At 65.0% G+C, this 12,675-nt stretch carries 15 protein-coding genes; 12 read left to right on the top strand and 3 right to left on the bottom strand.

Going from position 1 to position 12,675, the window contains the following annotated elements; all coding sequences use genetic code 11:
* Positions 1-61: 61 nt before the first annotated feature.
* Positions 62-433: a hypothetical protein gene (locus DS839_RS14895; protein WP_119271136.1), complete on the bottom strand. Its 372-nt coding sequence runs from the start codon at positions 431-433 to the stop codon at positions 62-64.
* Between the two features lie 135 nt (positions 434-568).
* Here DS839_RS14895 and DS839_RS14890 point away from each other — a divergent pair, with 135 nt between their 5' ends.
* Positions 569-1,492, top strand: a complete 924-nt coding sequence (locus DS839_RS14890) for an aminotransferase class IV (RefSeq protein WP_119271135.1) — start codon at positions 569-571, stop codon at positions 1,490-1,492.
* A 58-nt stretch (positions 1,493-1,550) separates the two neighbouring features.
* Here DS839_RS14890 and DS839_RS14885 read toward each other — a convergent pair whose 3' ends face one another.
* On the bottom strand, positions 1,551-1,856 hold the full coding sequence (locus DS839_RS14885; RefSeq protein WP_119271134.1) for a putative quinol monooxygenase: 306 nt from the start codon (positions 1,854-1,856) through the stop codon (positions 1,551-1,553).
* Positions 1,857-1,999: 143 nt separating this feature from the next.
* Here DS839_RS14885 and DS839_RS14880 point away from each other — a divergent pair, with 143 nt between their 5' ends.
* The 3 genes from DS839_RS14880 to DS839_RS14870 are packed head-to-tail and all read left to right on the top strand — an operon-like array spanning position 2,000 to position 4,915.
* Positions 2,000-2,617 carry a TetR/AcrR family transcriptional regulator gene (locus DS839_RS14880; RefSeq protein ID WP_119271133.1) on the top strand — a complete coding sequence of 206 codons (618 nt, stop codon included), beginning with the start codon at positions 2,000-2,002 and terminating at the stop codon, positions 2,615-2,617.
* Between the two features lie 16 nt (positions 2,618-2,633).
* A complete protein-coding gene (locus DS839_RS14875) occupies positions 2,634-3,836 on the top strand; it encodes an MFS transporter (protein ID WP_119271132.1) in 1,203 nt (400 codons plus the stop codon).
* A gap of 8 nt (positions 3,837-3,844) precedes the next feature.
* Entirely contained in the window at positions 3,845-4,915 is a 1,071-nt protein-coding gene (locus tag DS839_RS14870) for an SMP-30/gluconolactonase/LRE family protein (RefSeq protein WP_119271131.1), read from the top strand.
* Here DS839_RS14870 and DS839_RS14865 read toward each other — a convergent pair.
* Positions 4,912-6,063: an ROK family transcriptional regulator gene (locus tag DS839_RS14865; RefSeq protein WP_119271130.1), complete on the bottom strand. Its 1,152-nt coding sequence runs from the start codon at positions 6,061-6,063 to the stop codon at positions 4,912-4,914. The two genes, DS839_RS14870 and DS839_RS14865, sit on opposite strands and share 4 nt — an antisense overlap.
* Before the next feature lie 93 nt (positions 6,064-6,156).
* On the opposite strand from DS839_RS14865, the gene DS839_RS14860 reads away from it, so the two are divergent.
* The 8 genes from DS839_RS14860 to DS839_RS14825 all read left to right on the top strand — a co-directional run bounded on the left by DS839_RS14860 (position 6,157) and on the right by DS839_RS14825 (position 12,673).
* Positions 6,157-6,921, top strand: coding sequence for an ATP-binding cassette domain-containing protein (locus tag DS839_RS14860; protein ID WP_119271129.1), 765 nt, complete (start codon positions 6,157-6,159; stop codon positions 6,919-6,921).
* Entirely contained in the window at positions 6,918-7,880 is a 963-nt protein-coding gene (locus DS839_RS14855; protein ID WP_119271128.1) for an ABC transporter permease, read from the top strand. The genes DS839_RS14860 and DS839_RS14855 overlap by 4 nt, the downstream gene beginning before the upstream one ends.
* Positions 7,877-8,806 (top strand): ABC transporter permease, encoded by a 930-nt coding sequence (locus DS839_RS14850; protein WP_119271127.1) that lies wholly within the window; start codon positions 7,877-7,879, stop codon positions 8,804-8,806. The genes DS839_RS14855 and DS839_RS14850 overlap by 4 nt, the downstream gene beginning before the upstream one ends.
* A gap of 64 nt (positions 8,807-8,870) precedes the next feature.
* Positions 8,871-9,824 (top strand): sugar ABC transporter substrate-binding protein, encoded by a 954-nt coding sequence (locus DS839_RS14845; RefSeq protein ID WP_162918539.1) that lies wholly within the window; start codon positions 8,871-8,873, stop codon positions 9,822-9,824.
* Positions 9,825-9,892: 68 nt separating this feature from the next.
* Entirely contained in the window at positions 9,893-11,032 is a 1,140-nt protein-coding gene (locus tag DS839_RS14840) for a glycoside hydrolase family protein (protein ID WP_119271125.1), read from the top strand.
* Between the two features lie 46 nt (positions 11,033-11,078).
* On the top strand, positions 11,079-11,873 hold the full coding sequence (locus DS839_RS14835) for a helix-turn-helix domain-containing protein (RefSeq protein WP_162918538.1): 795 nt from the start codon (positions 11,079-11,081) through the stop codon (positions 11,871-11,873).
* Positions 11,874-11,948: 75 nt separating this feature from the next.
* Positions 11,949-12,302 carry a VOC family protein gene (locus tag DS839_RS14830; RefSeq protein WP_119271123.1) on the top strand — a complete coding sequence of 118 codons (354 nt, stop codon included), beginning with the start codon at positions 11,949-11,951 and terminating at the stop codon, positions 12,300-12,302.
* Positions 12,303-12,313: 11 nt separating this feature from the next.
* Entirely contained in the window at positions 12,314-12,673 is a 360-nt protein-coding gene (locus DS839_RS14825; protein ID WP_119271122.1) for a DoxX family protein, read from the top strand.
* Positions 12,674-12,675 lie beyond the last annotated feature (2 nt).

The following is a 12,675-nucleotide window of genomic DNA, read 5'->3' as shown; positions in this document are numbered from 1 at the left end:
GGTCGGGCAGCCTAGCGCGCTTGGGGCCGCCGCGGAATCGCTCAAACGGAATGTGTCAGGATCAGGAGCCGCAGGGCTTCAACGCGCGGATCACGCTCTTTTTCCATGGCGATTGGACGAAGAGCGATATGCGCGTGATCATTTCGCCGGTCTTTTCCAGGCGAACGGTATAGGATTCGCCGGTGGCCAAGCCTTGCTGCTCGGGCCTGATCTCATAGAGTTTCCCCGGCTCGATCACATGCCTGGCGTGGGTCTGGCTCGGAGAAAGATTGGATCCGGAGCGCCCTCGCTCATCGAGCGCCCTGATGATGCAGGATGCTATGCTGTCCATGCTCCTCGAGGATGCCCAGACCCTGTCGGGTTTGTCGAGAAGCTCCGGGTGATGCGCACAGGCGGAGATCAGCAACAGCAAGGGCACCCCAGGCCAGCGCATGCCAACCGCTCGCTCAGCCGCCTTCTCTGTCCGAGTCGCCATTGACCTTACGCTATCCCTTCGAGACTCGCGATGCCAGCAGGAATGACGACCGACCCGATTGCCGTGGCTTCATTGAGAAGATAGGCTTCGCCCATGGACACATCACCCTTCGCCAATGGCGCCGCCTATGTGCGCGGCCGCTATGTTCCCATCGCCGAGGCCAGCATCCCGGTCACCGATTGGGGTTTCACCCGCTCGGACGCCGTCTATGACGTCGTCCATGTCTTCAAGCACGGCTTCTTCCGTCTGGACGACCATCTCGACCGCTTCATCCGTTCGATGGCAGCGCGCCGGCTCAAGCCGCCCGAAGATCGCGCGGCGATCGAAGCGGCCTTGCATCGCTGCGTGGCGCTGGCGGGCCTCGCCGATTCCTATGTCGCGATGGTGGCGTTGCGCGGCCGGCCGCGCGTCGCCGGATCAAGGCGCCCGGCCGATTGCGACAATCATTTCATCGCCTATGCGCTGCCCTGGATCGACGTCATCCCCAAGGACGTGCAGGAGCGCGGCGCGCATCTGTGGATCGCGAGCATTCCGCGCGTGCCCGATGCTTCGGTCGATCCGACGGTCAAGAACTATCAGTGGAGCGACCTGACCTCGGGACTGTTCGAGGCGCATGACCACGGCTTCGACACGGCGATCCTGTGCGACGCGCAAGGCTTCGTCACCGAAGGGCCCGGCTTCAACATCTTCATGGTCAAGGACGGACAAGTGCTGACCCCCGATCGCGGCAGCCTGCAGGGCATCACGCGCAAATCGGTATTGGAGCTGTGCGCGGACCAGGGGATAGAGGCCAAGGTCGCGGCGATCCCGCGCGCCCTGATCGAGGATGCGGACGAGGTCTTCGCCGCCACCACCGCGGGCGGCGTCATGCCGGTCTCGCGCATCGGCGCGCGCATCCTCGGCAATGACCGGCCGGGACCGATCTCGCTCGCCCTGAAGCAGGCCTATTGGCAGCGCCATGAGGAAGGCTGGCACAGGACGCCGGTGCGCCCGCTCGAGCAGGTCGCTGCGGAATGAATCCTGCTTCGCGCCTTATGGAGCTTCGCAGGACTGGAAGGCGGAGCCCTCCGGAGCTTCAGCGAAGGAGGGCGCGCAATGGCTGCCATATGGAGATGTCGCGTTCGCCGGTGAGGAGCGTCGGCAAGGCGTCGTGCCAGGCCTTGCGGTAGGAGCGGTGCAACTGCACCTGCAGCACGTCCTCATGATTTTCCCAGGTCTCATAGAGCATGAAGCGGTTCTGATCTTCGGGGTTCTGATGCAGGACCGCCTCATGGAACATCGGCTCATGCCGCATCTGATCGAGCACGCCATCGAGCAGCGTGAGGAAGGCGCCGCGCTGCTCCGGCCGGACATTGAATTTGATGACATAGGTGATCGCCATGGGCTCGCTCCTTCATCGATGCGTCATGCGGAGTCTGAGCCGCCGGCAGCGCTTGGTCGATTACCTTGGAGGTCATGCAGGGCCTGAAGTCATTCTACACGTTCGCGTATTGACTCCATACCAACTAGTGGGTATGGTCGGGAATGAGCCCGACAATCCTGGCCGAACACCGTTCGAAATCGAAGCTGCTCGCCGCAGCGCTCGATGTGGTGCGCGCCAAGGGCTACAACGCCACGCGCATCGACGATATCTGCGCTGCTGCCGGGGTGACCAAGGGCAGCTTCTTCCATCATTTCGAGAGCAAGGACGACCTGGCGCTCGCGGCGGCGGAGCTCTGGCGCATGCGGGCGAAGGCCTGTCTCGTCCAGACAGACCCCGAGGCGGCCGACCCGGTGGACCAGCTCTTCGCCTATCTCGACTCGCGGAAAGCGATGATGGCCGGCGAGCTTCCCGACTGGACCTGTTTCGCCGGCACGATGATCCAGGAAGTCTACGCCACTCATCCCGCGCTGCGCGACGCCTGCCAGAAGACCATGTCGGAGAACGCGCAAGCGCTGACCGAGATCATCATGGCCGCGATGCGACATCGCAAGATCGATGCCGGTTGGACGGCGGAGAGCCTCGCCCGATATATTCAGACCGTCATCCAGGGTGCCATCATCCTGGCCAAGGGCCAGGGCCAGGCCCAGACGGCGCATGAAAGCATGGATCACTTGCGGCGGTATGTGGAACTCTTGTTCCCCCGTCCGAACAAGAGCTGAAACCGGGAGGCTTGCGATGGAATCGTCCTATCGCTGGGTGATCGTCGCCTTGGGCGCGCTCATGACCTGTGTCGCCATCGGCGCCATGTTCTCGCTCGCCGTGTTCCTCGATCCCTTGTCGACCGACACGCACTGGTCGCGTGCCGGCATATCGAGCGCCATGACGCTCAATTTCATCGTCATGGGGCTCGGCGCCTTCCTGTGGGGCTCGGTCAGCGACCGCTACGGCCCGCGCATCGTGGTGATGATCGGCGCGGTGCTTCTGGGCCTCGCTCTGGTTCTGGCGAGCTATGCGCAATCGCTCATCGTGTTCCAGCTCACTTACGGCATCATCGTCGGCCTTGCCGCGAGCGCCTTCTTCGCGCCGATGATCGCCGCCGTCACCGGATGGTTCGAGACCAATCGCAGCCTCGCCGTCTCGCTGGTTTCGGCCGGCATGGGCGTGGCGCCGCTCACCATCTCGCCCTTCGCGCGCTGGCTCATCACCGCCTATGACTGGCGGACCGCGATGTTCATCATCGGGATCGGCGCCTGGGTGCTGCTCATTCCGGCGGCACTCTTCGTGCGCCGCCCGCCGCAGGCGGCGCCGGCCGCAGGCGCGCCGCAGGCGGCGTCAGGGCCGCCCAAGGGCGCTGTTGCGCAGGCGCTCAGGACGCCGCAATTCCTGGTGCTCGGCCTCACTTTCTTCGCCTGCTGTGCGGCGCATTCCGGCCCGATCTTTCATATGGTGAGCTATGCCATCATCTGCGGCATCACGCCCATGGCGGCGGTCAGCATCTATAGTGTCGAGGGCCTCGCGGGGCTCGGCGGGCGCGTCCTGCTCGGGGTGATGGCCGACCGGATCGGCGTCAAGCCGGTGCTGATCGCCGGTCTCCTCGTCCAGGCGATCGCCATCGGCACCTATCTCGCGGTCAGCGATCTCACGCACTTCTACATGCTCGCGGTGGTCTTCGGCGCCGCCTATGGCGGCGTGATGCCGCTCTATGCCACGCTGGCACGCGAATATTTCGGCCAGGAGATCATGGGCTCGGTGTTCGGCGCGGTGACGATGCTGTCGAGCCTCGGCATGGCCATCGGTCCCTTGGCGGGCGGCTGGATCTTCGACAATTACGGCGGCTATGCCTGGATGTTCATCGGCTCGCTTGCTCTGGGCCTCGGCGCCGCGGCGATCGCGCTCGCTTTCCCGCCGCTGCAGCGCATCAGACTGCAGGCCGCGTGAGCGCGTCCATGCTTGCGCTTGTCGCTCGCCTGACCGCTTTCGCATTGTTGAGCAGTGCCGGGGCAGCCATGGCGGGCGAAGCGCAAGACGGCAAATGCGGCGGTGTCACCGACAAGGCCTTCATCTGCGGGCCCGTCAATGCCGAGGACCTGGCGCGGATTCCGAGAACGGATTGGGTGATTGCCAGCCGCGCGGCAGGTCCGAAAGACACGCAAGGGATGTTCTATCTCTTGAACACCAGGGATCATACCTGGCGCGCGATCGAGATTGACGCCATGGCGGCCGCACCTGACAGTGCCGCCTATCCTCAGTGCGCGGAAAAACCCACGACGGCCACGTACCGTGGCCATGGCATTGCGCTCAGGCAAGATTCCGACGGCCTGACACTGCTGGCTATCGGCCATGGCGGGCGCGAGGCAGTTGAGGTCTTCCAGATCGAGGCCAAGAACGATGTCCCGGCGCTGCGCTGGAAGGGCTGCGTGCCCGCACCGTCAGGCGCCTTCCTCAACAGCGTGGCGGCACTGCCCGATGGCGGCTTCGCGGCGACGAAATTCTTCGATGCCGGCAACAAGAACTGGGGACCCGACCTTGTCGCCGGCAAGCCCACGGGCGCGGTGCTCGAATGGTCGCCGAAAGCGGGATGGCGCGAGATCGCCGGAACCCAAATGTCGGGACCTAACGGCATTGCTGCATCATCCGACGGCAGGATCCTCTTCGTGGCGGAATGGGGCGCCCGGAAACTGCATCGCATCCCGCGCGACGATGCAGCGCCGGCACGGGTGATCGGGACTGATTTCCTCCCCGACAATCTGCATTGGGACGATGACGGCCAGCTCCTGGTGACGGGGCAGTGGCTCACGGGCGCGGACTTCGTTGTCTGCGCCATGAGCGATGCCGCCTCATGCCCGCATCCCTTCAAGGTGATCAAGGTCGAGCCCGAAACCTTGATGGCCGAGACCGTCGTCAGCGAAGCCAAGCCGACCCTGTTCGGATCTGCCAGCACCGCGCTCGATCTCGGCCAGGAATATTGGGTCGGCACCTGGCGCGGCGACCGCATCCAGCGCGTGCCGAAGCCCTAAGCCGGACCGGACGTCGTTGCGGCGAGGATCGGCAGAGCGGAGGCGCCGAGCGCAGCACTACGCTCGCCGAGCTGGCTCAGGCGCAAGCGGTCGTCGCCGAAATCCTGGCGCACCGAGGGCCTGAGCAGGCGCAAGTGGCGGGCGAGCTCTTCGAGAAGGGCGACCGGTGCCGCACCGCCCAAGATGATCCGCTCCGGATCGAACAGGTTCTCGATGGTGGTGAGGCCGATCGACAGCGCCTCGGCGGCGCGCCTGATCCACGCATCGCGCGCGGCGGTCGCATCCTTGCCTTGCGCCTCGGCCAGAGCGAGATCGCGGCGCATCGCGCTCAGCGACAGATATTCGCCGAGGCAGCCGCGATTGCCGCAATAGCAGGAAGGGCCGTTGGGATCGATGACGGCATGGCCGAACTCGCCGGCATTGCCGCGATTGCCACGATAGGGCTCGCCCCTGATGACGATGCCGCCGCCCACACCCTCGCCGATAAAGACATAGAAGAAGTCATTGAGGCTCAAGGCCTCGCCATAGAGCTTCTCGCCCAAGGCCGCCGCCGTCGCATCATTCTCGAGCAGCACGTCGGTGCCGGTCTTGTCGGCAAGCGCCTCGGCAATGGCGCGGCTCTGCAACGCCGGGACGGCGCCCGGTGTCGGGACGCCGGGCCAGGTGACATCGAAGGGGCCGGGCGTGACCAGCCCCAGCCCCAGGCAGCGCTCGGCACCGAAACGTCCCGCGAAATCGGCATAGAGGGCGCTCAGGAAATCGAGCCAGTCGCCTTGCGCCGGAGCAGGGCCTTCGCGCGTTTCGATGATGTCGCCGCCGAGATCCGCAGCGGCTGCATGAAAATGCGACGAGTCGATGCGGATGCCCAGCGCATAGCCGCCGTCCTTGGCGATCTCGATCTCGATCGGCGGCTGGCCGCGCTTCGCCTTGCGCCGTCCGGCCTCGCGGACGAGGCCCGCGCCGATCAGGTCATCGACTATATTGGCGATCGCCTGCGGGGTGAGGCCGGTGGCGCGGGCGAGTTCGGCACGCGACAGGCTGCCCTCGAGACGCAAGGCGTGCAGCAGGACACGGCGATTGTGATGGCGCACCCGGCTGGCGGAATTGGCGCTGAAGCCGGGACGCGGGGAGGGGATTCCGTCAGGCATGGTGTGAGCTTACCTTATTAAAGTAAAACAATGGAATTGATTTATTGACTCGCTAAACGGCTTTTCCTAGTCTTTCTTATAGGAGGGGGAGCCATGGCTGACGGCGCGTTGGTCGAATTGACCGGCATCACCAAGAATTTCGGCGGTGTCAGGGCGCTGAAAGGCGTCGATCTCACGATCGGCCGCGGCGAGGTCGTGGCTCTTGTCGGCCATAATGGCGCCGGCAAGTCGGTGCTGGCGCAAATCATCTCGGGCGTCTTCCCGCCGACCTCGGGCGAGATCAAGGTCAATGGCGCGGCCGTCACTTTCGCCTCACCAAGCGATGCGCGCCGCCATGCCATCGAGACGATCTATCAGACGCTCGCTCTCGCCGACAATCTCGATGCGCCGGCAAATTTTTTCCTCGGGCGCGAATTGCGCACACGCTTCGGCTTCCTCGACAAGAAGACGATGGCGCGCGAAGCGGCGCAGGCGCTGACCGACCTCAATCCCAATTTCACCAATATCGAGCGCCCGGTGCGCCAGATGTCGGGCGGCCAGCGCCAGGCGATCGCCATTGCGCGCGCCATCCATTTCAAGGTCCAGCTCCTGATCATGGACGAGCCGACCGCGGCCTTGGGGCCGCATGAGACGGCGCAAGTCGGCGCGCTGATCCGCCGCCTGCGTGACCAGGGCATCGGCATCCTGCTCATCAGCCATGACGTGCGCGACGTTATCCGCCTCGCCGACCGCATCGTCGTCCTGAAAAACGGCGAGATCGTCGGCGCGCTCCAGGCCCGTGACACGCATGAGGACGAGGTGGTCGACATGATCATCCGCGGCCGCAAGCTTGTCCCTGAGAACGGCGCTTCGCCATGACGAGCGCCACCCTGCAGCATCCATCCTTTCGTCTGATCACGCCGATCTGGCCGGTGCTCCTCGTCCTGGTCGTGGCCGCCTCGCTGTGGTCGGGACCGTTCCTCACGCCCGCCAATCTTGCCGCGGTGCTGCAGCAGGGGGTCATCACCGGCATCGTGGCGCTCGGCATGACCATCGTGCTCATTGGCGGCGAGTTCGACCTGTCGACCGGCGCCACGGTGATGATGGCGGCGGTCATGGCGCTGCTGCTCGGCCCGTCCGACGGGCTAAGCACGCTCACCGCCATCCTCTTGCCGATCCTGACGGGCGGCGTCATCGGCCTCATCAACGGCCTCGCGGTCTATCGCGCCGGCGCCAATTCGATCGTCGCCACCATCGGCATGCAGTTCCTGGTGGTGGGCGCGGTGCTGGCGCTGGTCAGGGGCCAGCATGTGCGCGCCGATGATATCGATCCGCTCTTCACCGCGCTCACCACCGCAAGACTGCTGGGCGTGCCTTTCGCGGTCTATATCTTCGCCGGCCTCGTCATCGGGCTCGCCATCGTGATGAGCGAGACCGTCTTCGGACGGCATGTCTATGCGCTGGGCGGCGATCGCGAGGCGGCACGGCGTGCCGGCATCGGCGTCACGCGCACCGGCGTTGCGACCTATGTCATCTCAGGGATGCTGGCGGCGCTCGCCGGCGTGCTCATCGCCTCGCTCGTCGGCCATGTCGATCCGACGGCGATCCGCGGCTATGAATTCCCCGCCCTCACCGCCGCCGTACTCGGCGGGACGAGCCTCACCGGCGGCGTCGGGCGTCCGGCCGACACAGCGGCGGCGATCCTCGTCCTTGCCGTCATCACCAATGTGATGACGATCAACAACTACCAATATCCGGTGCAGCTCCTCGTCCAGGGCGTGGTGCTGACGGCGGCCGTCGCCTTCTACTCCTGGCAGCGGTCGGGGAGCGCATCATGACGCTCTCCCTTTCGCCCGTCGCGATGCGGCTCTTCATCAAGCCGCCCTTGATCCCGCTCCTGATCCTGGCGATCTTTGTTGACGGCTTCTGGTCCAGTGGAAACCTGCGCACGCTCGCCGAATCGATCTCGACCGACGGGATCATCGTCGCCGGCATGACCATCGTGATGATCGCCGGCGGCTTCGATCTCTCGGTCGGCGCCGTGATGGCGATGGGCGGCGTCGCGGCCGTCGTGCTCCTGCCTTACGGGCTCCTTCCGGCGGCTTTGGGCGCGGCCGTCATGGGCTCTCTCAGTGGGTCCTTGAGCGGCACGCTGGTGACGCGGCTCAGGATCAATCCCTTCATCGCAACGCTCGCCGTGATGGTCATGGTGCGCGGCGCGACGCTCGCTTACACCGACACACGCCCGGTCGTCAGCCTCGACGACACCTTCCTGGCGCTGGGCCAGGGCCGGCCCTTGCCCTATGCCTTCCTGATCATGATCGCCATCATGATCCTGGCGCATGTGCTGCTCTATCACCGCGCCTGGGGCCGCCATGTCTATGCGCTCGGCGCCGATGAGCGAGCCGCGCGCATGTCGGGCCTCGCCGTCAACCGCCTCAAGACCCAATGCTATGTGCTGTCGGGCGTGCTCGCAGGGTTAGCCGGCCTTCTGCTCGCGGCACGGCTCGGCACCGGCTCGCCGATCATCGGCGAGATGACGCCGCTCACCGCGGCCGCCGCGGCCCTCATCGGCGGCGCCTCTCTGCGTGGCGGCGAAGGCTCGATCCTCGGCGCGCTGGCCGGGCTCGTCTTCGTCGGTGCTTTGATCAACATCATGAATCTTCTGGGTGTGCCTTCCTACTACCAGCGCATGACCATTGGCGCCTTGCTGTTCGCTTTGGTCGTGATGGAGGGCCTCCTTGAGCGCTCGCGGCCGCGCTGAAGAAGAAATGCCGCCGGGGCCGGCGTTCCGGCCAGTGAAGTCAAAAACTGTGGAGGAAAGTGTGATGTCTGTAGTGAAGTATCTCAAGGGAGCAGCTCTCGCGGCGCTCGCCGCCGGGCTGATGGCCGCATCCAGTGCGGTCGCGGCGGACAAGATCGTGATCGGCCATTCGCAGCCCAATCTCGGTTGGCCCTATATCGCCGCCGTGACCAATGCGCTCGAGGCCAATGCCAAGGGCGTCGAAGGCGTCGAGGTGGTGACGCTCAGTGCCGATGGCGACATCGCCAAGCAGAGCAGCGATATCGCGACGCTCGTCAACCGCAAGGTGAATGTGCTGCTCGTCACTTCGCTCGACGGCAATGCCGTCATCCCGGCGCTGAAGCAGGCGCATGACGCCGGCATCCCGATCCTTGCCGTGTCGAACGAGCCCGCCGAGCCCGGCCAGGCTCTGCTCGCCGGCTATTCGGGACCCGACGACTATGTGCAAGGCGTGATCGCGGCAGAATTGCTGCAGGAGGCACTTGGCGGCGAAGGCGCCATCGCCATCATCGAAGGCTCGCCCGGCCAGAGCACGACGCTGTTGCGCACGCAAGGCCTCAAGGACGGGCTCGCCAAGCTCAATTCCAAGATCACCGTCATCGGCGCACAGACGGCGGACTGGAATCCGGTCAAGGCGAAGGACGTGGCGCAGGCCTTCCTCACCGCCTATGGCGACAATCTCAAGGGCGTCTTCGCGCAGGACGACAACAGCGGGGCGGCGGCGGCGGAAGTCTTCAAGGCGGCGGGACGCGGCGACATCAAGGTCGTCGGCACCGGCGGCACGATCAACGGCCTCAAGGCGATCCGCGACGGTCTGATGTATGGCACGATGGATCAGTCGCCCACCACCGATGCCAAGCAGGCGCTCGATTTCGCGGTGAAGCTCGCCAAAGGCGAGAGCCTGCCCGAGAAGCGCAACATCATCCCGATGCCCAAGATCACCAGCGCCAATGTGAACGAATTCAAGGGCGAGTGGTGACGCCCGTTAGGACTCTGCCGGCCGGCTCGCCCGGCCGGCACAACTCCCTCTGACAAAGGTTAGTGACCATGCTTGATCCGCGCGTCGGAATGAAGATCTATGACAATGTCTGGTACCTCCGGCACCGGCTCGAGCCCGAACAGGCGGCCGACCTATTGGCGGGCATGGGCGTCACCTATGTGATGGCGCAGAGCAAGCTCCTGCCGATGCAGGACACGGCGATCGAAAGCGAAGTCACACCGGAGGAGAAGGCGCGCTTCGCGACGCTCGACGACCGCGCCTTCCGCGATGCGCTGCGCGAGCGCGGGATATCGTATTTCGCCAGCCTCAATATCGGCTTCGATCCGGGCTTCATCGCTGCCCATCCCGATCTCCTGCCGATCGACCAGTTCGGCCGCCGGGAAGGGAAGACCGACTGGTATATCGGCCTGCCGCCCGATCGCGCCGCCAATATCGCGCACAAGCTGGCGCTCCTCGAAAAGGCGACGCAAGAGCTCGCGCCCGACGGCGTCCATCTGGGCTTCATCCGCTGGCCGGGCTTCTGGGAAATCTGGCTGCCCGATGTGACGCGGGCCGAAATGCCGGATTATTGCTATGGACCCGAGACGCTTCGGCGCTTTCGCCAGGAGACGGGCATCGATATCCCGGTTGATGATCCGGTCAAGGCAGCGCAGATGATCGCGGCCAGCCACAGAGCGGCTTGGCGTGACTGGAAATGCGCGGCCACCACACGCGCGGTCGGCTCCATCCGCACGGCACTCAGATCCATCAAGAGCGACATCAAGGTCGCCATCAACACGCTGCCTTTCTTCCTCGAAGATTTCGACAATGTGGCCGAAGAAGTGTTCGGCCAGAGCCCGGCGCGGCTCAAGGAGGTCGCCGATGTGTTCGAGGTGATGGGCTATCACCAGATCCTCAGGCGCGGGCCGGAATGGCCGGCCGCGATCGCCGATGACGTCAAGCGGCGCAGCCGCTCCACCACCGTCGCAACCATCCAGGGCAGCGCCCTCTATCTGGACGGCATGCATGCGAATCGCGGGCGCGCCACGTCGATCACGACCGAGGAGTTTCTCGACATTGTCGGGCGGGTCGAGGCGAGCACGGCGGACGGTGTCTGCGTCTTCACCTTCACCGATTTCCTCGACATGCGTGAGACCGCCGAGGGCAAGCGCCGCATCGCGCGGCTGAAGGCCTTCCGGCGGGCGTGAGCCGGGATCGCAAGAGCTTCGCCGATGCTATATCCTCAGCCTTGTGGTGAAAGCGAGCGAGGACCGGAAGGAAGGTGCCGCGACGCTGCCGGGACGCGCCGGCAGCTATGAAGAGGCTTTGCCGATCGCGCATCTGCGTCCGCATTTTCTCTGTGCCTGGGTGAATGAAGTCGCTGCCGATCATAAGGGTCCGATAGCGATCGTGCCTGATGGTTGCGTCGATCTCCTCTGGCGCAAAGATCGGTTCCTGGTCGTCGGTCCGGATGCCGTGGCGGCATACCCCGATCTCGGGGCCGGCAATAGGATCCTGGGCCTGCGCTTCACGCCAGGCTCGGCATGCCGGTGGCTCAATCTGCCCATGACGGAGCTTCTCGGCCGGGAGGTCGAGATGGCGGACATCTGGGGACGGAAGGCGCGCTTCATCGCGGAGCGGCTTGCTTCCATGGCCACGGACAAGGAGCGACTTCTCCTGCTGCAGCGGCTGCTCCTCGATCTGCCGGCCGCGCGTGACGCGCCGCCCCGCGATGCCGCTTTGATCTTCGGCCTGACCGGTGCGAATGTCGCCGAACAGCAAGGCGGGATAGCGCAGATACGCGCTGCGCTGGGCCTGAGCGAGCGGAGCTTGCGGCGCCGCTGTCATGATGCCTTCGGCTATGGTCCCAAGCGGCTGCATCGCATCCTGCGGCTGCAGGCTTTCATGGGCCTGGTGCGCCGGCATGAGGCCTTGGGCCTCGGCAATCTGGCGCTGGCGGCGGGCTATGCCGACCAGGCGCATCTGAACCGCGAGGTCCGCGCGCTGTGCGGCATGACGGCGGGGGAGTTCGCGCGCCAGCTCGCGTGACGCGCTGGCCGTTTTGTTCAAGACACGTGCCGTCGGGCCGAGGCATGATTGCCCGCGACCAAAAGGAGACCCCCAATGACTGCGCAGCACAATGACCGGCAGATCGACTATATCGAGTTCAATGTGAAGGACATCGCGCGGTCGCGGAAATTCTATGGCGCGGCCTTCGATTGGACATTCAAGGATTATGGACCCGATTATTGCGAATTCGCCGATGGCCGGCTGACCGGCGGCTTCACCACCTTCGGCGCGCCGCGCCCGGGTGGGCCGCTCGTCATCCTCTATGCCGACGATCTCGAAGCGACGCAGAAGCGCGTGGAAAAAGCGGGCGGCGCCATCGTCAAGCCGATCTTCGATTTTCCGGGCGGCAGGCGGTTCCATTTCACCGATCCCGACGGCTATGAGCTCGCCGTCTGGTCGGCACGCTAGGAGGCCGGCCAATGGACACGGCCGCTCGTGTCGGCTTCCTCCTCATGGGTGGCATGTTCGCTTATGAAGGCCTGGCGCATCTCCTCGACCTCAAGGCCCTCACCGCCTTTCTGGCCGAGCGGGATTTTCCGGCGCCGCGTCTCTTGGTGCCGGTGGGCTCTGCCGTGCAGATCACTGCCGGCCTCGCGCTCGCTTTCGGCATAGCGCGCCCTTATGCGGCTTGGGCGCTCATCATCTTCACCATCGTCGCCAGCCTGATGCTGCTCAATTTCTGGCGCTATTCCGGACCTGAGCGAAACTCGCTGCGCTCGGGCTTCATCGTCAATATCGCCGTCATCGGTGGATTGCTTACCGCTGCGGGTGCCGGCTGATC

This window comes from Taklimakanibacter deserti, from assembly GCA_003574785.1.
Note: the sequence above shows the minus strand (reverse complement) of the source record. Positions and strands in the feature narration are given on the sequence as shown.

Bases quoted from the DNA above. Each gene is read 5' to 3' on its own strand.
- DS839_RS14895 (WP_119271136.1), bottom strand. From the start codon at position 433: ATGCGCTGGCCTGGGGTGCCCTTGCTGTTGCTGATCTCCGCCTGTGCG.
- DS839_RS14890 (WP_119271135.1), top strand. From the start codon at position 569: ATGGACACATCACCCTTCGCCAATGGCGCCGCCTATGTGCGCGGCCGC.
- DS839_RS14885 (WP_119271134.1), bottom strand. From the start codon at position 1,856: ATGGCGATCACCTATGTCATCAAATTCAATGTCCGGCCGGAGCAGCGC.
- DS839_RS14880 (WP_119271133.1), top strand. From the start codon at position 2,000: ATGAGCCCGACAATCCTGGCCGAACACCGTTCGAAATCGAAGCTGCTC.
- DS839_RS14875 (WP_119271132.1), top strand. From the start codon at position 2,634: ATGGAATCGTCCTATCGCTGGGTGATCGTCGCCTTGGGCGCGCTCATG.
- DS839_RS14870 (WP_119271131.1), top strand. From the start codon at position 3,845: ATGCTTGCGCTTGTCGCTCGCCTGACCGCTTTCGCATTGTTGAGCAGT.
- DS839_RS14865 (WP_119271130.1), bottom strand. From the start codon at position 6,063: ATGCCTGACGGAATCCCCTCCCCGCGTCCCGGCTTCAGCGCCAATTCC.
- DS839_RS14860 (WP_119271129.1), top strand. From the start codon at position 6,157: ATGGCTGACGGCGCGTTGGTCGAATTGACCGGCATCACCAAGAATTTC.
- DS839_RS14855 (WP_119271128.1), top strand. From the start codon at position 6,918: ATGACGAGCGCCACCCTGCAGCATCCATCCTTTCGTCTGATCACGCCG.
- DS839_RS14850 (WP_119271127.1), top strand. From the start codon at position 7,877: ATGACGCTCTCCCTTTCGCCCGTCGCGATGCGGCTCTTCATCAAGCCG.
- DS839_RS14845 (WP_162918539.1), top strand. From the start codon at position 8,871: ATGTCTGTAGTGAAGTATCTCAAGGGAGCAGCTCTCGCGGCGCTCGCC.
- DS839_RS14840 (WP_119271125.1), top strand. From the start codon at position 9,893: ATGCTTGATCCGCGCGTCGGAATGAAGATCTATGACAATGTCTGGTAC.
- DS839_RS14830 (WP_119271123.1), top strand. From the start codon at position 11,949: ATGACTGCGCAGCACAATGACCGGCAGATCGACTATATCGAGTTCAAT.
- DS839_RS14825 (WP_119271122.1), top strand. From the start codon at position 12,314: ATGGACACGGCCGCTCGTGTCGGCTTCCTCCTCATGGGTGGCATGTTC.